The 20,825-nt window shown below is 67.9% G+C and carries 16 protein-coding genes, 1 tRNA gene and 1 pseudogene; 5 read left to right on the top strand and 13 right to left on the bottom strand.

The window, feature by feature from the left end:
• From QMZ16_RS07885 to QMZ16_RS07870, 4 genes are read right to left on the bottom strand one after another with little or no spacing between them, the layout of a single operon-like run.
• Complete coding sequence (locus tag QMZ16_RS07885; RefSeq protein WP_282602822.1) at positions 1-1,605, bottom strand: carboxyl transferase domain-containing protein; 1,605 nt, start codon at positions 1,603-1,605, stop codon at positions 1-3.
• A 20-nt stretch (positions 1,606-1,625) separates the two neighbouring features.
• Positions 1,626-2,078 (bottom strand): lysozyme inhibitor LprI family protein, encoded by a 453-nt coding sequence (locus QMZ16_RS07880; RefSeq protein ID WP_282602821.1) that lies wholly within the window; start codon positions 2,076-2,078, stop codon positions 1,626-1,628.
• Positions 2,075-3,607, bottom strand: coding sequence for an AMP-binding protein (locus QMZ16_RS07875; protein ID WP_282602820.1), 1,533 nt, complete (start codon positions 3,605-3,607; stop codon positions 2,075-2,077). Before QMZ16_RS07875 ends, QMZ16_RS07880 begins: the two co-directional genes overlap by 4 nt.
• Complete coding sequence (locus QMZ16_RS07870) at positions 3,607-4,767, bottom strand: isovaleryl-CoA dehydrogenase (protein ID WP_282602819.1); 1,161 nt, start codon at positions 4,765-4,767, stop codon at positions 3,607-3,609. The genes QMZ16_RS07875 and QMZ16_RS07870 overlap by 1 nt, the downstream gene beginning before the upstream one ends.
• A gap of 157 nt (positions 4,768-4,924) precedes the next feature.
• On the opposite strand from QMZ16_RS07870, the gene QMZ16_RS07865 reads away from it, so the two are divergent.
• Together QMZ16_RS07865 and cbiB are read left to right on the top strand one after the other, a co-directional pair.
• Positions 4,925-5,467 carry a histidine phosphatase family protein gene (locus tag QMZ16_RS07865; RefSeq protein ID WP_282602818.1) on the top strand — a complete coding sequence of 181 codons (543 nt, stop codon included), beginning with the start codon at positions 4,925-4,927 and terminating at the stop codon, positions 5,465-5,467.
• Entirely contained in the window at positions 5,464-6,363 is a 900-nt protein-coding gene (gene cbiB, locus QMZ16_RS07860) for an adenosylcobinamide-phosphate synthase CbiB (protein WP_282602817.1), read from the top strand. The genes QMZ16_RS07865 and cbiB overlap by 4 nt, the downstream gene beginning before the upstream one ends.
• Here the strand turns inward: cbiB and QMZ16_RS07855 are convergent.
• From QMZ16_RS07855 to QMZ16_RS07835, 5 genes are all read right to left on the bottom strand, one after another.
• Positions 6,356-7,126: a transglutaminase family protein gene (locus QMZ16_RS07855; RefSeq protein ID WP_282602816.1), complete on the bottom strand. Its 771-nt coding sequence runs from the start codon at positions 7,124-7,126 to the stop codon at positions 6,356-6,358. The genes cbiB and QMZ16_RS07855 overlap by 8 nt on opposite strands.
• A 60-nt stretch (positions 7,127-7,186) precedes the next feature.
• Positions 7,187-8,257 (bottom strand): PAS domain-containing protein, encoded by a 1,071-nt coding sequence (locus tag QMZ16_RS07850; protein WP_282602815.1) that lies wholly within the window; start codon positions 8,255-8,257, stop codon positions 7,187-7,189.
• Between the two features lie 106 nt (positions 8,258-8,363).
• Positions 8,364-9,605: an AGE family epimerase/isomerase gene (locus QMZ16_RS07845; RefSeq protein ID WP_282602814.1), complete on the bottom strand. Its 1,242-nt coding sequence runs from the start codon at positions 9,603-9,605 to the stop codon at positions 8,364-8,366.
• 10 nt (positions 9,606-9,615) lie between these two features.
• Positions 9,616-11,907 carry a Tex family protein gene (locus QMZ16_RS07840; protein WP_282602813.1) on the bottom strand — a complete coding sequence of 764 codons (2,292 nt, stop codon included), beginning with the start codon at positions 11,905-11,907 and terminating at the stop codon, positions 9,616-9,618.
• 33 nt (positions 11,908-11,940) lie between these two features.
• Entirely contained in the window at positions 11,941-14,490 is a 2,550-nt protein-coding gene (locus QMZ16_RS07835; protein ID WP_022707994.1) for a cation:proton antiporter, read from the bottom strand.
• A gap of 186 nt (positions 14,491-14,676) precedes the next feature.
• Between QMZ16_RS07835 and QMZ16_RS07830 the strand changes: the two genes are divergently transcribed.
• Positions 14,677-15,744 carry an alkene reductase gene (locus tag QMZ16_RS07830; protein WP_282602812.1) on the top strand — a complete coding sequence of 356 codons (1,068 nt, stop codon included), beginning with the start codon at positions 14,677-14,679 and terminating at the stop codon, positions 15,742-15,744.
• A gap of 49 nt (positions 15,745-15,793) precedes the next feature.
• Here QMZ16_RS07830 and QMZ16_RS07825 read toward each other — a convergent pair whose 3' ends face one another.
• From QMZ16_RS07825 to QMZ16_RS07815, 3 genes are all read right to left on the bottom strand, one after another.
• The gene (locus QMZ16_RS07825) at positions 15,794-16,057 is read right to left on the bottom strand and encodes a hypothetical protein (RefSeq protein WP_282602811.1); all 264 of its coding nucleotides are present in this window, start codon (positions 16,055-16,057) and stop codon (positions 15,794-15,796) included.
• Between the two features lie 174 nt (positions 16,058-16,231).
• A complete protein-coding gene (gene glnA / locus QMZ16_RS07820; protein WP_282602810.1) occupies positions 16,232-17,638 on the bottom strand; it encodes a type I glutamate--ammonia ligase in 1,407 nt (468 codons plus the stop codon).
• 79 nt (positions 17,639-17,717) lie between these two features.
• A complete protein-coding gene (locus tag QMZ16_RS07815; protein WP_022707998.1) occupies positions 17,718-18,056 on the bottom strand; it encodes a P-II family nitrogen regulator in 339 nt (112 codons plus the stop codon).
• A 155-nt stretch (positions 18,057-18,211) separates the two neighbouring features.
• On the opposite strand from QMZ16_RS07815, the gene QMZ16_RS07810 reads away from it, so the two are divergent.
• Positions 18,212-19,675 (top strand): NAD(P)H-hydrate dehydratase, encoded by a 1,464-nt coding sequence (locus QMZ16_RS07810; RefSeq protein WP_282602809.1) that lies wholly within the window; start codon positions 18,212-18,214, stop codon positions 19,673-19,675.
• A gap of 52 nt (positions 19,676-19,727) precedes the next feature.
• Positions 19,728-19,811: transfer RNA gene (locus QMZ16_RS07805), tRNA-Leu, on the top strand.
• A 65-nt stretch (positions 19,812-19,876) separates the two neighbouring features.
• Here QMZ16_RS07805 and QMZ16_RS07800 read toward each other — a convergent pair.
• A pseudogene (locus QMZ16_RS07800) lies at positions 19,877-20,752 on the bottom strand (AraC family transcriptional regulator); the annotation flags it as partial.
• Positions 20,753-20,825: the final 73 nt, after the last annotated feature.

Below are 20,825 nucleotides of genomic sequence, written 5' to 3'. Positions count from 1 at the left end.
TCACATCCGGAACAGGCCGAAGCGCGTCGGCTCGATTGGGGCATTCAGGCTGGCACGCAGGGACAGGGCCAGCACGTCGCGGGTCTTGCGCGGATCGACGATGCCGTCGTCCCACAGCCGCGCCGAGGCATAGAGCGGGTGCGACTGGCGATCGAACATCTCGATGGTGGGGCGCTTGAACTCGGCCTCTTCCTCGGGGGACCAGGTGCCGCCCTGCCGCTCGATCCCGTCGCGCTTGACGGTCGCAAGGACGCCCGCGGCCTGTTCGCCGCCCATGACGCTGATGCGGCTGTTGGGCCAGGTCCACAGGAAGCGCGGCGAATAGGCCCGCCCCGCCATGCCGTAATTGCCCGCGCCGAAGCTGCCGCCGACCAGCATGGTGATCTTGGGCACGTTGGTCGTGGCGACGGCGGTGACCATCTTGGCACCGTGGCGGGCGATGCCCTCGTTCTCGTATTTGCGGCCGACCATGAAGCCGGTGATGTTCTGCAGGAACACCAGCGGGATGCCGCGCTGGCTGCACAGTTCGACGAAATGCGCGCCCTTCTGCGCGGCCTCGGAGAACAGCACGCCGTTATTCGCGACGATGCCGACCGGGCAGCCCTTCACATGCGCGAAGCCCGTCACCAGCGTTTCCCCGAAGCGCGCCTTGAACTCGTCGAAGCGGCTGCCGTCGACGGTCCGCGCGATCACCTCGCGGATGTCATAGGGGGTGCGCAGGTCAGCGGGAACGACGCCCAGAATCTCGTCGGGGTCATAGGCCGGATCCTCGGGGGATTGCCAGTTCACCGTGTCGGGCATCCGGCGGTTGAGGCTGGCGATGGCGCGGCGGGCCTGGGCCAGCGCATGGGCGTCATCCTCGGCCAGGTAATCCGCGACGCCCGACAGGCGGGTATGCACGTCGCCCCCGCCCAGATCCTCGGAGGACACGACCTCGCCCGTCGCGGCCTTGACCAGCGGCGGACCGGCCAGGAAGATCGTGCCCTGATCGCGCACGATGATCGTCACGTCGGACATGGCGGGCACATAGGCGCCGCCTGCCGTGCAGGAGCCCATCACGACGGCGATCTGGGGAATGCCCTTCGCGCTCATCCTGGCCTGGTTGTAGAAGATGCGCCCGAAATGGTCGCGGTCGGGAAAGACCTCGTCCTGGTTGGGCAGGTTCGCGCCGCCGCTGTCGACCAGGTAGACGCAGGGCAGATGGCATTCCTCGGCAATTTCCTGCGCGCGAAGGTGCTTCTTGACGGTCAGCGGGTAATAGGTGCCGCCCTTCACCGTCGCGTCGTTCGCCACGACCATCACGTCCTGGCCGTGGACGCGCCCGACGCCCGCGATCACGCCCGCGCAGGGGGCCGCGCCGTCATACATCCCGTGCGCCGCGACGCCGCCGATCTCAAGGAAGGGGCTGCCGGGGTCCAGCAGGTTCGCGACACGTTCGCGCGGGGGCATCTTGCCCCGCCCGACATGGCGTTCCTGCGCCTTGGGACCGCCGCCCGCGGCGGCCAGGCGCGCGGCCTCGGCGGTCTGTTCGATCAGGGCAAGATGCGCCTTGCGGTTGGCCTCGAACGTCTCCGAGCCGGTCAGGGCGTTGCTGTTCAACTTCATGGGCGTTCTCCGATCGGGCGTCAGTTCGGCTGCATGTCGCGCAGCTGCAGGGTCCGGATGGCGGTGTGGCGCAACTGGCAATCGGCGGCGGCGATCGCCCGCATCGAACCGCCGTTGTGGATGTCATAGGCCATGGTGCAATCCGCATCGCGCAGCGCGATCCATGCACGCTGCGCGTCCAGCAGCGTATCGGCCTGCGCGGGGCGTGCATCGCGCAAGGCGTTGTATTCGTCGTTCAGAAGATCGTCCCAGGCGGCGGCCTCGGCCATCAAGCACTGGCTGATGGCAAGGGTCGTGTCGGGCTGGGAATGGGCCCGCTGGCAGGCCTGCGCGGCCAGGCCGATGCAGTCGGGCGCGACATCCCCATGCGCAGCGCCGTCACGGCAGGACGCCACCGAAGCCGCATCCACCGGCACCGTCTGCGACAGCGCGGGCAGCGGCATCAGGGCCAGGATCAACGCAAGCGTCCTCATTCGGCCTCGGCCAGCTTGCGCAGCTCGCGGCGCATCACCTTGCCCGTCACGGTCATCGGCAGCGTCTCCATGAAGGCGATCTCTCGGGGATAGGAATGTGCCGCGCTCAGGCGCTTGGCATGGTCCTGCAATTCGGCGGCCAGCGCGTCCGAGGCCGCATACCCGTCACGCAGGACGACATAGGCCTTGACCAGTTGCGTGCGCGTCGGACAGGGCTTGCCCACGACGCCCGCCTGCGCGACGGCGGGGTGGCGCAGCAGGCAGTCCTCGATCTCGGACGGGCCGATGCGATAGCCGGCGCTGGTGATCACGTCGTCGTCGCGCCCGACAAAGCGGATATAGCCGTCCTCGATCACGCCGCGATCGCCGGTCAGCATCCAGTCGCCGCAGAACTTCTCGGCGGTGGCATCCGGACGGTTCCAGTATTCGAGCATCATGCTGCCCGCACCGCGCCGGATGGCGATGTCGCCCTCGGACCGGACGGGGGTGCCGTCATCGTTCACGACCGCGATGTCGAAGCCCGGCACGGCACGTCCGATCGCGCCGGGGCGCACCGGGAACAGGCACGAGGCCGAGGTGGCGACCATGTTGCATTCGGTCTGGCCGTAGAATTCGTTGATGGTCAGGCCCAGAGCCTCGCGGCCCCAGTCCAGCATCTCGGCGCCCAGAGTCTCGCCCCCCGACGCGACGCTGCGAAGGCCACCGATGCGGATGCCCGACGCCTTTAGCATCTTCAGTGCGGTCGGCGGGAAGAACACGTTGCGGATGCCGCATTCCGCGATCATGCCCGCGACGGCCTGCGGATCGAACTTGCCCGCACGCGCGGCCACCAGCGGCACGCCAAGCGCCAGCGCGGGCATCGCCACGTCGAACAACCCGCCGATCCAGGCCCAATCCGCGGGCGTCCAGATCATGTCGTTCGGCTGGCCCAGCAGATCATGGCTGAGACAGACCCCCGGCAGATGCCCCGTCAGGCAGCGATGCCCGTGCAGCGCCCCCTTGGGCGCGCCGGTCGTCCCCGAGGTATAGATCAGCACGGCCGGGTCGTTCGGCCCCGTATCGACCGAGGCGAACCGCCCGGCATCCGGCACGCCGTCCTCGGGGACGATGACGTTCAGGTCGGGGAAGTCGCGCAGCATCTCGCGCCCCTCGGGGTCGGCGATGACGGTGCGCACGCCCGCATCGCGCAGGCGCAGGGCCAGTGCATCGGGGCCGAACAGCTTGAACAGCGGGACCGAGATCGCGCCCGATTTCCAGATCGCCAGATGGGCGGCGGCGGTCCAGGCCGATTGCGTGCGCAGGACGCCCACGCGATCGCCGCGACCTGCCGCCAGCAGATGCGCCAGATCGTCGGTCATGGCCGTCAGCCGCCCGAAATTCACGCGTGCGGGCGTCGCCCCGTATTCCAGGATCGCCAGCCGCGAGGCCGGATGCGACAGGCACTGGTCGGCCATGTTCAGCCGCGCCGGAAAGTCCCAACGGAACCCCTCACGCATGGCCTGCCAATCGGGGATGCCGCTGAAATCCATCAGACGAGGCCCATGAGTTCCCGGCCGATCAGCATCCGGCGGATCTCGCTGGTGCCTGCGCCGATCTCCATCAGCTTGGCGTCGCGGAACAGGCGGCTGACCACGCTGTCGTTAAGGAAGCCCGCCCCACCGAGCGCCTGCACCGCCTGATGCGCCTGCACCATCGCCTGTTCGCTGGCATAGAGGACCGCACCCGCCGCGTCCTGCCGCGTCACGCGGCCCGTGTCGCAGGCGCGCGCGACCTCGTAGACATAGGCGCGGGCGGTGTTCAGGGCGACATACATGTCCGCGATCTTGCCCTGCATCAGCTGGAAGGACCCGACCGGCTGGCCGAACTGCTTGCGTTCCGCGACATAGGGCAGCACCTGGTCCAGGCACGCGGCCATGATGCCGGTGCCGATGCCCGACAGCACGACGCGTTCGTAATCAAGCCCCGACATCAGGACGCGGACGCCGCGCCCCTCCTCGCCCAGAACGTTCTCGAAGGGGATCTCGCAATCCTCGAAGATCAGCTCGCCCGTGTTCGATCCGCGCATGCCCATCTTGTCGAAATGCGGTCCGGTGCTGAAACCCTTCATGCCACGTTCGACGATGAAGGCGGTGATGCCCTTGCTGCCCGCATCGGGGTCGGTCTTGGCATAGACGACCAGCGTATCGGCATCGGGGGCGTTGGTGATCCAATACTTGTTGCCGTTCAGCACATAGCGGTCGTTCTTCTTGTCCGCCCGCAGCTTCATGCCGACCACGTCGCTGCCCGCGCCCTCCTCGGACATGGCCAGCGCGCCGACCGCCTTGCCGCTGCACAGGTCCGGCAGATAGCGCGCGCGCTGTTCGTCGGTGCCGTTCAGCTTGATCTGGTTCACGCACAGGTTCGAATGCGCGCCATAGGACAGGCTGACGGACGCGCTGGCCCGCGCGATCTCCTCGGTCGCGATGACATGCGCAAGATAGCCCATGCCGCTGCCGCCATGTTCCTCGGCGACGGTGATGCCCAGAAGGCCCAGCTCGCCCATCTCGGTCCACAGGTCGTTCGGAAAGGCGTTGGTGCGGTCGACCTCGGCGGCGATCGGCGCGACGCGGTCCTGCGACCAGCGGTGCACCATCTCGCGCAGCGCATTCACGTCTTCGCCCAGATCGAATTCCATCCCCCGCGTGAACATGGCGGGCCCTCCCAAGCCGTTATTGAACACTTGTTCATTTCCTACAGCGCCACCCCTCGCCGCGTCAAGTCCAAGGCTGCGCCCGTCGGGATATTCCGTCAAGCGGGCTTGCCAAGCCCGGACCGCGACGACAGACAGGCCGAAAGGAGATCACTCGATGCGACTGGCCATCATTCGACATGCACCCCCGCTGCACGGCGGCAGGCTGGCGGGACGCCGCGACGTGGACGCCGATTGCACGGACGACGCGGCCTTTGCCACAATGCGCGCGGCGGTCGCCCGACGGATGGCGGGTGCCGCGACCGTCAGCAGCCCCGCGCTGCGCTGCGTCAAGACCGCGACGACGCTTGGGCTGTCGCACCGCACCGACGAGACGCTGTGGGAACAGGATTACGGCGCGTGGGAAGGGCTGCCCTTCGACCAGCTGCCCGATCTGGGCGCCCTGCCCCCCGCCCAGCTGGCCCGTCACCGCCCCGAGGGCGGAGAGAGCTTCGACGACATGTGCGCCCGCGTCCAGCCTGCGTTGCGAGCGCTGAGCGGCGATACCGTGGTCGTCGCGCATGCGGGCACGGTGCGTTCGGCGCTGGCGATGGTTGTCGGGCCGTCGGCCCTGTCGTTTCGCGTCGCGCCCCTGTCCCTGACCATCCTGACGCGCCACGGCGACGACTGGGCGGTCGAGCTGTCGAACCTGACAGCATGAGCGCGCTGGCCGCGATCGCCCTGCTGATCGACGTCGCGATCGGCTGGCCGGATGCCGCGCTTCGGCGGATCGGGCACCCGGTGATCTGGCTGGGGCGCCTGATCTCGGCGCTGGACGACCGCCTGAACAGGGGGCCGCACCGGCACGCCAAGGGGGCGCTGGCCGTCGCGCTGACCGTGCTGGCGGCAGCCCTTCCGGCAATGGTGCTGCAATCGCTGCTGGGGCCTTGGGTCGCAGCGGTTCTTGCATGGCCGCTGGTCGCCTCGCGGTCGCTTCACGATCACGTCGCGGCGGTCATGCGGCCGCTGGCGCAGGGCGATCTGGCCACGGCGCGGCACACGACCTCGATGATCGTCGGGCGCGACGTCACCCGCGCCGACGAGCCGACGCTGGCGCGCGCCGCGACCGAGAGCCTGGCCGAGAACGCAAGCGACGGCGTGATCGCGCCCCTGTTCTGGGCGGCGGTCGCGGGTCTGCCTGGGATCGCGGCCTACAAGGCGATCAACACGCTGGATTCGATGATCGGGCACAGGACGCCGCGCCATGAACGCTTCGGTTGCGTGGCCGCGCGGCTGGACGATCTGGTGAACCTGATCCCCGCGCGGCTGACGGCGCTGCTGTTCGTCGCGGTGTCCGGCAAGGGCGGGCGGATCGTGCTGCGGGACGCGGGCAAGCACCGCTCGCCCAATGCCGGCTGGCCCGAGGCCGCGATGGCCGGCGCGCTCGGGGTGCGCCTGTCGGGGCCGCGCGTCTATGCCGACCGCATCGCGGAAGAGCCATGGCTGAACGAGGCGGCCCGCGACCCGCAGGCCGAGGATCTGGCGCGAGCCCTGCGCATCTATCGCAGGGCCGTCGCTTTGGCCGGGGTGCTGCTGATCCTTCTGGCGATCAGCTGACGGCGACGCGCAGCTTGGACAGCTGTGCGGGGCCGGTCGTGGTCAGGAAGGCCACGTCCGTCGCATCGCGCCCGACCGCGATCACGGCCAGCCTGTCCGCATCGGACATTCCCGTCGGATCGACCAGGTGCCACGCGCCGTCCAGGAACACCTCGACCACGGCATGGAAATCCTGCGGGTTCACCTCGGAGCCATAGGCGCTGACGATGCGCGCCGGGATCTGCATGGCGCGGCACATCGCGATCATCAGGTGGGCATAGTCGCGGCAGACCCCGCGCCGGTCGAGGAAGCTGTCCCCTGCCGTCGTCTCGGTCGTGCTGACGCCGGGGACGTATTCCATGTTGCGCTGGATCCAGTTCTCGATCGCCTTGACCAGCGCCCCGCCGGTCAGGCCCGCGAAACGGGTCGAGGTGAAATGCAGGAACCGCTCGACCTCGCAATATCGCGACGGCATCAGGTAACGCAGCGCCTCGGCGGGCAGCGCGACCAGCGGCGTCGCGGGAAGCGAGGCCAGCGCGACGCGGGGCCGGTCCACCGAAACCTCGGCGCGCAGGCGGCAGCTGAGACGGTCGTCGACATCCACGATCAGGCGTTCGCCGATGCCCTCGTCCGCGTCGCGGCGCACGATCAACGAGGGGGAACCGAACTCGACCTCGCAATTCTCGACGGTCTGGCCCGCGGTCGAGGCGGGCTCGATCATCAGGATGGCCGTGCCCGGCAGCGACAGCCGATAGTCGAGCGTGACGTCGATCACCATGCGCATCGCGCAGCTCCTTCCGAAACGGTGGGAAAGGCGGCCAGATGGACCCGAAGGCCCGGCATGTCAATGGGTCGCGACAGGCTCGGGGCGGATGACCGCGCGGAACATCGCGCCGCCCAGATCCGAGCGGCCATGTTCCAGCCGCCCCTGCATCTGCTGGACATAGGTCAGGCAGATCTGCATTCCCAGCCCGTCCTGCGCGGCGGGGTCGAACCCCTCGGGCAGACCGGGGCCATTGTCGCAGACCTTCATGGACAATCCGTCGCCCACCAGGTCGAGGCAGATCACCACGCGCGCCCGCCGGTGGCCACCGGAATGCTTGACCGCATTGCCCACCAGCTCGGCCAGCACCTGCCCGATGCCCGCGGCCTGCGTCGCGCTGACCCGCAGGGTCGAGGCGGGCGTGTGCCCCATTTCCACCCGCGCGTTCAGCGCCTGCCCCAGATCGCTGGCAAGCGCGCCGACATAGTCGATCAGCGGCAGGTCCGGCGCACCGGGATCCAGATGCAGCTGGTCATGGACACGCGCCAGCGTCGCGATCCGCGTGGCGGCATCCGTCAGCGCTTGCCCTGATGCGTCGTCGCGATGCCTGCGCGCCTGCATCCGCAACAGGCCCATCACGGCGGCAAAGCTGTTCTTCACCCTGTGGTCGATCTCTCCCAGCAGCAGCTTCTGGCGGCGCAGCGCGTCCTCCTTGGCGGCGACCTCGGCGCGCAGCGCCTCTCGGGCGCCGACCAGCTCGGATATGTCGCGAGAGGTCACGAGGATGTTGTCGATGCCGTGCGTGCCCCTGATCGGGGCCGCGGTCACGTGCCACCACCGCGGCTTGCCCAGGGCGGTCGGGCAGAACGCCTCGAAGATGCGGGTCTCGCCATGCAGGGCGGCCTCGATCGCGCCCTCCAGAAGGGAATGCGATTCGGCAGGCCAGAGCGACGGCCAGGGACGGTCCGCCACCGCGCCGAACTCGGCGATCTCCATCGCGCACATGCCGTTGCGGTTCATGAAGACCAGACGGCCATGGCGGTCGAGGATCTTGATGCAGTCGGGCGAGCTGTCGAGGACCGAGAGCGCAAACCCGCCCTCGACCCCCGCAAGAAGGTCGCGCGCCGCGTGATTGGCTTCGAGCATGTTCATTGGGGGGCGTCTTTCATGACCGCCGCGCAGGATCGCCACAGGCGTCCATTGGGGATCGCAGCCGAGGGGACGACCTGTCAAGGCAATTCCCCCCGGCAAAAAAAGATCAATCCCGCAAAGGTTGTGTCCGGGACAGATCGGACGCCTGTGCGGACAGGCCGCGCGCAAGGGGCAGAAGATCGGCCTGAAGCGCATGATAGATATCGGGTTTTCCCGCGAACTGCGTCACCTGCGGACGGTCGTCGGGGCCGATCTCGGGGAACCATCCGCCGTGGTCTTGGTCGATGAACCGCTCGGCGGCGAATTGCCACATCCGGCGATACCAGGCTTCGGTCTGATCGGTCGGATCGACCTTCTGCAGGGCCGCCAGCGCGCCGATCGCCTCGGTCACGGGCCACCAGTAGCGGTCGGCGATGTCCACCGCGCCATCCATCTGCAGCGTATAGGCAAGCCCGCCCTGCGCGGGGTTCCAGGCATCGGCCAGCGCGGTATCGACCAGCGCACGCGCCTGGGCGACGGCATCCCCCGCCGGGCGACCTGCGGCATCCCACCATTGCAGCAGCAGGCGGGCCATCTCGAAGCTGTGGCCGGGGGTCGTGCCTGCCGGACGGAACATCGGATCGCCGGCATAGGCGGTGTCCGGGCTCCAATCCTCGTGGTAATGCTCGGGGATGCGCCAGCCATGCGATGCGGCCTGCCCCGCGATGAAGAAACGCAGGATCCGGCCCGCACGGTCCAGGAAGACCGCCTCGCCCGTGGCCTCGTGCGCGGCCAGAAGCGCCTCGACCCCGTGCATGTTCGCGTTCATCCCGCGATAGCCGGAAAAGACCTGCCAGTCGCGCGTGAACTCGTCGGGGAACAGCCCGGCCCCGTCGTCCCAATAGTGGCGGTCCAGAACCTCGGTGATGTCGGTCAGCAGGCGGTCGGCATCGGGATGCCCCGCCAGCTTCGCGCTGGATGCCGCCAGCAGCACGAAGACATGGCCATAGGCCAGCTTCGGGCGGTCCATCGGGATGCCGTCGTCCAGCCCCCACAGGTAACCGCCATGCTGCGCGTCGCGGTGATGCGACCAGAGGAAATCCATGCCCCTGTCGATGATCCCGGCGCGGTCGGGCCGCCCCGCCAGCAAGGCCAGCGCATAGGAATGGACCAGCCGCGTCGTCGTATGGATCTCCTGCACCTGCGATGCCTGGGGGGCACCTTTCAGATCCAGGACATGGAACCCTGCCCCCTGGCGGGCCGAGCGGTCGAAGAAATCCAGCGCGCGTTTCGCGTCATGGACCAGGAAGGCGCGGTGCATCGCATCCTCCAGCCAGGGTGCGGTCGCATTGGGGTCGCCTACTTGCATCACGTGATCCTCAGCGGCGCTTCAGGGCATCGGCAAGGGCCGCGCCGAATGCGCCCTGCTCGGGTTTCGGGGCCGGGCCGCGCTGCGGCTTCGGGGCATGGGCGGGCTTGCCGCCGCGTTGAGCCTTGGGCGCATCGCCGCCATCCTTGCGCATCGACAGGCCGATGCGCTTGCGCGGGACGTCCACCTCGGTCACGCGGACCTTGACCACGTCGCCCGCCTTGACCACCTCGTGCGGGTCCTTGACGAAGCGGTCGGCCAGCTGGCTGACATGGACCAGGCCGTCCTGATGCACCCCGATATCGACGAAGGCGCCGAAGGCTGCGACATTGGTCACGGTACCTTCCAGCATCATGCCGGGGCGCAGGTCGGTGATCTCCTCGACCCCGTCGGCAAAGCTGGCGGTCACGAAGGCGGGGCGCGGGTCGCGGCCCGGCTTTTCCAGTTCCGCAAGGATGTCGCGGATGGTCGGCAAGCCGAAATCGGTCGTCACGAAATCCTCGGGGCGCAGGCTGGCCACGGCCTTGGCGTCGCCCATCAGCTGGCGCAGGTCGCGGCCGCAGGCCTTCACGATGCCGCGTGCTACGCCATAGGCCTCGGGGTGGACGGCGGACGCGTCCAGCGGCTCTTCGCCGTCGCGGATGCGAAGGAAGCCGGCGCATTGCTCGAACGCGCGCGGCCCGAGACCCGCGACCTTCTTCAGCGCCTTGCGCGACGGGAAGGCGCCGGTCGCATCGCGATGGGCCACGATGTTCTGCGCCAGCGACGGACCCAGGCCCGCGACATGCGCCAGAAGCGGGGCCGAGGCCGTGTTCAGATCGACGCCGACCGCGTTCACCGCATCCTCGACCACGGCCTCCAGCGCCTTGGACAGGTGGCGCTGATCCACGTCGTGCTGATATTGCCCGACGCCGATGGACTGGGGCGGCACCTTGACCAGCTCGGCCAGCGGGTCCTGAAGCCTGCGCGCGATCGACACCGCGCCGCGCAGCGACACGTCGAGGCCCGGAAACTCTTTCGCGGCCAGTTCCGAGGCGGAATAGACCGAGGCACCGGCTTCGGACACGACCACCTTGGTCGGCGCCTTCGCGCCCTTGGGCAGGCGTTTGAGGATATCCGCGACCATGCGCTCGGTCTCTCGGCTGGCGGTGCCGTTGCCGATGGCGATCAGTTCGACCCCGTGACGCGCGATGAGGGCGCTCAGCGCAGCCTCGGACCCGCGGAGGTCGTTCTTCGGCTGGAAGGGATAGATCGTGGTCGTGTCCAGCAGCTTACCCGTGGCATCGACCACGGCGACCTTGACGCCGGTGCGGATGCCCGGATCCAGCCCGATGGTCGTCTTGGCCCCGGCGGGCGCGGCCAGCAGCAGATCGCGCAGGTTGCGGCCGAAGACGCGGATGGCCTCTTCATGGGCGCGGCGGCGCAGTTCGGTCAGCAGGTCGATATACATGCCGTTCGACAGCTTCACGCGCCAGCACCAGCCCGCGACGCCGCGCAGCCAGTCGGCACCCGGCCCCTGCCCGACCGGACCCAGCCCGCGCGCGACGATCCCCTCGGCCCGCGCGACGCCGGTCTCGGCATCGGGGGCGATGTCGATGGTGACGATCTCCTCCTTGGCGGCGCGCAGGATCGCCAGCGCACGGTGGCCGGGGATGTCGGACCATTTCTCGGCATGGTCGAAATAGTCGGCGAACTTGGCGCCCGCCTCTTCCTTGCCCGGCACCACGCGGGCGGCGATGCGCCCTTCGCGGCGCATGAAATCGCGCAAGGGGCCAAGCACCTCGGCGTTCTCGGACAGCTCCTCGACCAGGATGTCGCGGGCCCCGTCCAGCGCGGCCTTGGTCGTCTCGACATTGGCATTCAGGAAGCCCCCCGCCAGCGATGCCGGATCGGCCGAGGGCGCGTTGCGGATCGCCGCCAGCAGCGGCTCCAGCCCGTTCTCGCGCGCGATCGCGGCCTTGGTGCGGCGCTTGGGCTTGTAGGGAAGATAGATGTCCTCGAGCGCGGCCTTGGTGTCGGCGGCGGCGATCCGGCGGGCCAGATCGTCGGTCAGCTTGCCCTGCTCGCGGATGCTCGAGGTGATGGCCGTGCGGCGGGACTCCATCTCTCGCAGATAGGTCAGGCGTTCGGACAGCGTGCGCAGCTGCGTGTCGTCCAGACCGCCCGTCGCCTCCTTGCGGTACCGTGCGACGAAGGGGACGGTCGCGCCGCCATCCAGCAGTTCCGTCGCGGCCTGAACCTGCTGGGGACTTGCCCCGATCTCGGTCGCGATCTGGCGGGCGATGCGCGGGTTGGCGTCCATGGTCTGTCCCCTTCTGGTAGTCCGGCGATCTGTCTAGCCCTTGGCCGCGCCGTCGCCAAGCGGGGTATCGACCTGCAGTTCGGACAGCTGCAGCACCTCGGCCTCGATCGTCTTGCCCGCGACGCTGCCGCGCACGGCATCGCGCAGCGCGGGACTGCGCCTCAGCAGCCTGCGGAAGTCGATCTCGTCCAGGACCAGCAGCGTCGTCGGCGTGATCGCACGCACCTCGGTCCGGCGCAGGCGGCTGGTCAGCACGCCCAGCTGGCCGAACATCTCGCCCCGGCCCAGTCGCGTCACCTGGCCCGCGACCTCCTGCTCGACCGCGCCCGAGGCCACGAAGAACACCGACCGCGCGGGCTGATCCTTGCGGGTGATCACATGGCCCGCATTGACATAGCGGGTCCGCAGCGCACGGCTGAGGCGGCGCAGCTCGGATTCGTCCAGGTCCGAGAACAGCGGAAAGACCCGCACGAGGTCGTTCTTGCGCAGCGCCAGGTCCAGTGAGGGGCGCATCTCGGCGCGGGCGCGGCGGCGCGTGATCTCGGCCATCAGCTCGGTATGGACCTCGGTGCCGATCAGCCCGTCCTCGCGCATGGCGTTGTATTCGCGTTCTTCCAGGCGAAGGGCAGTGCGGCGGATGAAGCGGCGTTCCAGCTCTTCGTAGTACCCCGGATATTGCAGGCGCAGACCGTCCAGCGCGGTCTCGACGGCCTCGATCCGGCGGTTCAGCAGCTCGTGCAGCAGGTCGGCCACGCGGCGACCGTGGATGCGGCGGATGCGCCGGTCGATGAAGCCGTGCAGGTCGCGCAGGATCAGGCGCTTGGCCAGCAGCGTCTCGAAGCGGTCGGCGGTCAGGTTCGCCAGCGGCCCCGAAACGCCAAGGCGGCTGTGCAGGAAGGCGGCAAGGCGGAAGTTCGGCCCATAGCGCAGCGCCCCGCGCGAGGCGCGCTGATACCCGTGCCGCCCGCCGGACCGTGCGCCCTCGATCAGGCGGTCCACGTCGAACAGCGCCTGTTCCGACAGCCGGGCCGAGATCGCGCGTTCGCGGACGCGCTGCAGGATCATCTCGCGTTCGTGGCCCGCAAGGGCGATCAGGCCCAGGGTGATGCGGTCGCGGTCCAGGATCTCGACGGTGCCGTCGGCCTCGGCCCGGTCCACGGCGGCATCCAGCCGTTCGGCAAAGCGCTTGGCCTCGGACCGCACGGTCTCGCGCGTCAGCTCGTAATTCTCGGTCGTGCCCTGCAGATCCTCGCGCACGCTTTGCAGGGCGACGGCGACGACCTGATCCGACAGCGCCCTGTCCAGCGGCGACAGCTTGTCCAGGCCCAGCAGGCGGATCACCGCCCGCAGGGTCGTCCCCTGCACGATCAGCGTGAACAGCGCGAAGCCCGTCGCAAGGATACCGACGAGGCGCTTCGTCTCCACAGGGACGCGCAGGTTCTCGGTCACCGCCAGCGCCAGCGCCAGCGTGACGGCGCCGCGCAATCCGCCCCACATGATGGCATAGCGATAGGGCCGCTGGATCTTGGGCGACAGCTTCAGCCCCGTCAGCAGCGGCAGCAGCAGGAACAGGATCGCCGCGCGCGCCACGAAGGCCGCCAGCACCACCACGCCCACCAGGAACAGGTCGGTCAGCTGCACGTCGTCCAGCAGACGTGGGATCAGCAGCGCCGCCAGGATGAAGATCAGCGCGCCGGCCCAATGCGACAGCAGCGACCACACCTCTTTCATGTTGGTCCAGAAGGCGGGCGCCAGCCGCCCCGGTCCCATGAAGTTCAGCGTCAGGCCCGCCACCACGACGCCGATCACGCCGGACGCGCCCAGCAGCTGTTCCGCACCCAGATAGGCCAGATACGGCACAGCGACCGAGATCGAGATCTGTGCCGTCTCGAACCGCCAGAACATGCCCATCAGCGCAAGGCCCAGCCGCGCGGTCAGCCAGCCCGCGCCCATCCCGCCCAGGATCAGCTGGGGGAACCCTTCCAGCGCCTCGGACAGGCTGGGGTTCGGGACGCCCAGCATGACATAGGACATGAACAGGCCGAACAGCGCGATGGCCGCGGCGTCGTTCAGCAGGCTCTCGCCCTCGATGATGCGGGCAAGGCGCTTGGGTGCCGAGATCGAGCGGAAGATGCTGACCACCGCCGAGGGGTCCGTGGTCGAGACGATCGAGCCGATCAGCAGGCCCACCATCAGCGGCAGCCCCCCGATCCAGGACAGCGCGTAGCCGATCGTCAGCGTGGCCACCACGACCGCGACCACCGCCAGCGTCAGGATCGGCACCCAGTCGTCCAGCATGCGCCTGATGTTCATCTCCAGCGTGGCCTGGAAAATCAGGATCGGCAGGAAGACATAGATGAAGACGCTGGACCGGATCGGCAGGGACAGGATGCTCTCGGCTACCGCGTTGAAGCTGTCGGTCAGCTCGGTCCGCAGCAGGAAGGTCGCGCCGCCACCGATCAGGATGCCGATACCCGCCAGGATCACGCTGAACGGCAAGGCAAGCCGCGCGGCCAAAGGCTCGGCGGCGGCGATCAAGACGAACAGGAACCCGGTGAAGGTGGTCAGCAGCACGATATCCATGCCGTTGGAATACCGCCATTTCTGGGGGGTGGGAAGTCGGCGGGCGCGATATGTGCCTTAGTTTTCGCGGTTGACGTGAAGTTGACCGCGCGGCGGCGCGCTTGAAACGCGGCGGCGGCGTTCACAATTCGGAACCCGTGCCCGAATGGGCAGACGAAAACATTGAACAACCGAAAGGAGGGCTGCATGTCCTCGATGTTCGAGCCGCTTGATCTTGGCGGCATTTCCCTGCGCAACCGCGTCGTCATGGCCCCCCTGACGCGGTCGCGTTCCGGGCAGGATCGCATCCCCAACGACATGATGGTCGAGTACTACCGCCAGCGCGCGGGCGCAGGCATGATCATCACCGAAGCCACCAGCGTGATGCCCATGGGCGTCGGCTACGAGGCGACGCCAGGCATCTGGAACGACGCACAGGTCGAGGGTTGGTCCAAGATCACCGAGGCTGTCCACGAGCAGGGCGGCAAGATCGTCCTGCAGCTGTGGCATGTCGGGCGCATCTCGGACCCCAGCCTGCTGGGTGGCGAAACGCCGGTCGCACCCTCGGCGATCCAGCCCGACGGGCATGTCAGCCTGCTGCGCCCCAAGCGCCCCTATGTGACGCCCCGCGCGCTGGAGACCGACGAGGTTCCGGCCATCGTCGAAGCCTATCGCAAAGGGGCCGAAAATGCTCTGCGCGCAGGCTTCGACGGCGTCGAGATTCACGCCGCAAACGGTTATCTTATCGACCAATTCCTGCAGGACAGCACCAATACGCGGTCGGATCGCTATGGTGGCTCGATCGAGAACCGGATGCGCTTCCTGAACGAGATCGCGGATGCGGCGATCGACGTCTGGGGTGCGGATCGCGTGGGTGTGCACCTGGCACCGCGCGCGGATGGGCATGACATGGGCGACAGCGACCGGCACGCGCTGTTCACCGCCGTCGCACGCAGCATGAGGGACAAGGGGATCGCCTTCCTGTGCCTGCGCGAACATGTGGCCGAGGACAGCCTGATGCCCGCGATCCGCGAAGCCTTCGGCGGTCCGGTCATCGCGAACGAAGGGCTGACCCCTGAGCTGGCGGCGCAGCTGCTGGCCGAGGATCGCGCCGATGCGGTGGCCTTCGGTCGCGACTTCATCGCGACGCCCGACCTGCCGCATCGTCTGGCGAACGGGCTTGCCCTGAACGAGCAGGACCCCTCGACCTTCTATGCGGGCGGCCCCGAGGGCTATGTCGATTACCCGACCGCATCGCAAGTCGCAGCCGAGTGAGATGAAGAAACCCCGCCGGATCGCCGGCGGGGTTTTTCAGGTCCGATCCTCAGCCGCCATTGGCGCTGGAAAAGTCCACCGGCCCCGCACTTGGGACCAGGCTGACCGTGATGATGTCGTCGGCATCCAGATGGCGGCGAACCAGATCCTTCCGCTGCAGCACGTCGCCCGCGCGTCGCTCGACCGTTTCGTAGGGGGTGGCCGGACGCTCGTCCACCAGCGCGGGGCCGTTGCCGCCCTGAACCGTGGCCAGCGCGGGGGCTGCCGACAGGATGACGGTGGCCGCGATGGCGGCGAAATTGCGGATGCTCATGACATTCTCCAGTGTCTTCAACTCATTTGCGGGCTGCACTACGCGCAGATGAATCCAGACGTTTCACCGCTCTCGCTTCTGTGAAGGGCCGCGATGAACGGGTGATCGGAGGTCATGAAAAAGGGGTGGCCCGGCAGGACCACCCCAAGACACTTGCGTATCCGAAAAAACGGATCAGCAGCTGTAATACATCTGGTACTCGACCGGATGCGGCGTGTGTTCGTAGGCGTAGACCTCTTCCCACTTCAGCGCCATGTAGCCTTCCAGCTGGTCGCGGGTGAACACGTCACCTGCCAGCAGGAAGTCCATGTCCTTCTCCAGCTCTTCCAGCGCTTCGCGCAGGCTGCCGCAGACGGTCGGGATCTCGGCCAGTTCTTCCGGCGGCAGATCGTACAGATCCTTGTCCGAAGCGGCGCCCGGATCGATCTTGTTCTTGATGCCGTCCAGACCGGCCATCATCAGTGCCGCGAAGCACAGATACGGGTTGGCCGAGGGATCCGGGAAGCGGGCTTCGACGCGCTTCGCCTTGGGCGATTCCGTCCACGGAATACGGACGCAGCCCGAACGGTTGCGTGCCGAGTACGCGCGCAGCACGGGGGCCTCGAAGCCCGGGATCAGACGCTTGTAGCTGTTGGTCGACGGGTTCGTCAGGGCGTTCAGCGCCTTGGCGTGCTTCAGGATGCCGCCGATGAAGTACAGGGCCTCCTGCGACAGGTCGGCATACTTGTCGCCTGCGAACAGCGGCTTGCCGTCCTTCCAGATCGACATGTTGACGTGCATCCCCGAGCCGTTGTCGCCCTTCATGGGCTTCGGCATGAAGGTCGCCGACTTGCCATAGGCATGCGCGACGTTGTGGATGACGTACTTGTACTTCTGCAGGTTGTCGGCCTGCTCGGTCAGCGATCCAAAGATCAGGCCCAGCTCGTGCTGCGCGCTGGCAACCTCGTGGTGGTGCTTGTCGACCTTCATGCCCATGCGCTTCATGGTCGACAGCATCTCGCCGCGGATGTCCTGGCCGGCGTCGATCGGGTTGACCGGGAAGTAGCCGCCCTTGTGACCGGCGCGGTGACCCTGGTTGCCCATCTCGTATTCGGTGTCGGTGTTCCACGCGGCGTCAAGCGCGTCGATCGAGAACGCGACCTTCTGCGGCGTGACCGAGAAGCGCACGTCATCGAACAGGAAGAACTCGGCCTCGGGGCCGAAATAGGCCGCATCGCCGATGCCCGACGACTTCAGATAGGCCTCGGCCTTCAGCGCGGTCCCGCGCGGGTCGCGGCTGTAGGCTTCGCCGGTGTCCGGCTCGACCACGTTGCAGTGCACGCATAGCGTCTTCTCGGCATAGAACGGGTCCAGGTAGACCGAGCTCACGTCCGGGATCAGCTTCATGTCGGACTGGTCGATCGACTTCCAGCCCGCGATCGAGCTGCCGTCGAACATGAAGCCTTCCTCGAAGAAGTCGGCGTCGACCAGGTCGCGGTCCAGCGTGACGTGCTGCAGCTTGCCCTTGGGATCGGTGAAACGCACGTCGACATAGGCGACGTCCTCGTCCTCGATCAGCTTGAGAACATCCTTGATTTCCATCTCTTCCCTTTCTTCGTATGTGCGACCCGGCGGCAGGGCGGCCGGGCGCGGAAGTCTGTAGTTCGGTTCCTTGCCGCGATCAGACGGCGTCGTCTCCCGTTTCGCCGGTACGGATGCGGATCGCCTGCTCGACCGGCAGGACGAAGATCTTACCGTCGCCGATCTTCTCGGTGCGCGCCGCACCGACGATGGCCTCGACCGCGGCTTCGACCTGATCGTCCGGCAGGACCATCTCGATCTTCACCTTCGGCAGGAAGTCGACGACATATTCGGCGCCGCGATACAGTTCGGTGTGACCCTTCTGACGCCCGAAGCCCTTGACTTCGGTCACGGAAAGACCCTGGACGCCGACCTCTTGCAGCGCTTCCTTCACATCGTCCAACTTGAACGGCTTGATGATCGCCTCGATCTTCTTCATCGCAATTGATCCTTCCTCGCGGCTTGCCTGAAGTCTGATTGGCGCGTTTGATCACAGGCGTAAATGCAGCAGCGGGTTCTGAACAGTGCGGAAGCGTTCTGCCCGGTGAAACTGCCGAAAATTAGATCACGCAGCACAATTAATAGGCATTATCCATGCTGGACGGCACCGAAATCCTCACCTCCGCCCAAATGCGCGCCATCGAATCCGACGCAATGCGCAGTGGCGATGTCAGCGGGGACGAATTGATGGAACGCGCGGGTCGGGCGGTCGCGGGTCGGATCCGGCTGCGATGGCCGCGGCCAGGCCGCGTCACCGTGCTGGCCGGACCGGGAAACAACGGCGGCGACGGCTTCGTCGTGGCGCGGCTGCTGCAGATGGCGGGCTGGCAGGTGCGTGTCATGTGCGACGCGCCGAAACCGTCGACGGCGCTGCGGCGGTGGCAGGCGATCGGCGCCACCCTGCCCTTCGATCCCGACGCCCTGGACCCCAGGGATCTGCTGGTCGACGCACTGTTCGGCACCGGGCTGACCCGCGCGCCCGAGGGCGTCTTTGCGACCCTGATCCGCAAGGTTCGCGATTTCCCCGATATTGTCGCCATCGACGCGCCAAGCGGGCTGTGCATGGACAGTGGCCGCGTGCTTGGCGATCACGCGCCCCGTGCCGCGATGACCGTGGCCTTTCACCGACCCAAACCCGGACATCTGCTCGCCGATGGTCCCGCCCATTGCGGCGCACTGTTCGTCGAGGATATCGGCCTTGCCGCGACAGGGCCTTCCTGCGGCCTGCTGCTGCGGGGCCGCAGCGCCCGGACGTCCCACTGGCTGCGCAAGGAAGGCGCGGGCGCGGCGCATAAATACGGCCACGGCTCGGCGCTGGTCATCGCGGGGGCGGCGGCGGGCGCGGCGCGGCTGACCGCCCGCGCGGCCCTGAGGGTCGGCGCGGGCCTTGTCACCATCTGCCCTGCCCGCGATGCGATGGCGGATCACGCCGGCCCGCCGGATGCCCTGATGCGTAAGCCCTTGGAGGATGCCGCCGACCTGCGCGACCTGCTGGACGGGCGTGTCGGCGCCGTGGCGCTTGGCCCGGGGGCGGGCATCGAGAGGGCCGCGGCGCTTCTGCCCGCGCTGCTGGAATCGAACGTCCCCTGCGTGCTGGACGCCGATGCGCTGACCGCCCTGTCTCGCGAAGGCGCCCCTGCCCCCCATCCGCGCTGCATCCTGACCCCGCATATGGGAGAGTTCGCCCGCCTCTGCCCCGACCTGGCCGAGAGGTTGAAGCAGGCCCCCGAACGCGGTCCCGCATTCTCGAAACTGGATGCCACCCAACTGGCGGCCAGGCGCCTGAACGCCACCGTGCTGCTCAAGGGGCCGGACACGGTGATCGCCGCGCCCGATGGCCGAGTCGGGGTCCATTCGGACTTTGCGCTGCCCTGGCTGGCGACGGCGGGCGCGGGTGATGCGCTGGCGGGCATCGTCATCGGTCTGGCTGCGCGCGGGCTGGACCCGTTCGAGGCCGCAAGCCTTGGCGCGCAGCTGCATGCCGATGCGGCCCGCCATTTCGGCCCCGGCATGATCGCGGACGACATTCCGGAAATGCTGCCCCATGTGATCCGCTGATGCAGATTACCCCTCGCGCCCGCCCGAAGGCTTTGCTAAAGCAGCCGCCGGAGCGGGTGTGGCGGAACTGGTAGACGCACCAGATTTAGGTTCTGGCGCCTTTGGCGTGGGGGTTCGAGTCCCTTCACCCGCACCATCTTCCCGACGAAACGCGTCCGGCGTCCTGCCCGACCATTTCAGGAATGCGCGATGAAACGCGCTTGGTTCGGCATAGCCCAGCCGCGATGCGATCTCGGCCACCGGCAGATGCGGGCCGCGAAGCAAGCTGCGCGCCAGGCCGAAGCGGATATCGTCGCGGATCATCGCAAGGCTCTGCCCCTCTGACGCCAGCCGACGCCGCAGCGTCGCCGCCGATATCCCGAAGCCATGCGCGATCCCCGCCGCGTCGGGCCAGTCGGCAGGATCGGCATCGCGCAGCATCATGCGCAGACGCGCCGACAGGCCCTGATCGTGCTGATACCTGAGGAGCAGGTTCGCCGGCGCCTGCTGCAGGAACCCCCGCAACTGGGCCGCGTCCCGGATCACCGGAAGCGCCAGGTGCCGCGCGTCGAAGGCCAGCACCGTCGTGCCCTGACCGAACCGGACCGGAGCGCCGAAGAATTGCTGATAGTCGGCGCGGTTCAACGGCGCCTCGCAGGACAAATCCACCTGCGACAGAGGCAGCCTGCGGCCGACCAGCCAGCACATCAGACCAAGGATGATCAGCCAGTAGGTCCGCGCGGCAAAGGCACCGACGGGTCCGCGGGCATCCTCCAGCAGAATCCGCGCTTGGCCGTTCGCGATCAGAAGCCGCCCCTGCGGATCGGTCAGCATCATCCCCATGAACCGCAGCGCACGACGCATCGCGCGCCCCAGATCGGGCGCATCCAGCACGGCATGCGCCATCATCGCGAAGGCCCCCGGCGGCATGGGGCGTGCGCCCATTCCGAAGAACTCGCACCCTGTCCGCTGCGCAAGGTCGCGCCAGAGCGCGCCGTATTCCGATGCGGTGACGGGCCCGATGCGCGTGGGCTGGGCTTGCCCCGCCGCCACCAGCGCATCGCGCACGAACCCTTCCGAGATGATATGCTGATCCATGGCCCGCCATTGCAAAACCGATCACCGATCCTGTCGCGTGGTGGCATTGTTTGCAATGCACCCAAGGCTAGGA

The sequence above is a fragment of the Paracoccus sp. PARArs4 genome, assembly GCF_947311865.1.
Classification (GTDB): Bacteria; Pseudomonadota; Alphaproteobacteria; order Rhodobacterales; family Rhodobacteraceae; genus Paracoccus; species Paracoccus zeaxanthinifaciens.
This window is presented reverse-complemented; position numbering and strand designations above follow the sequence as displayed.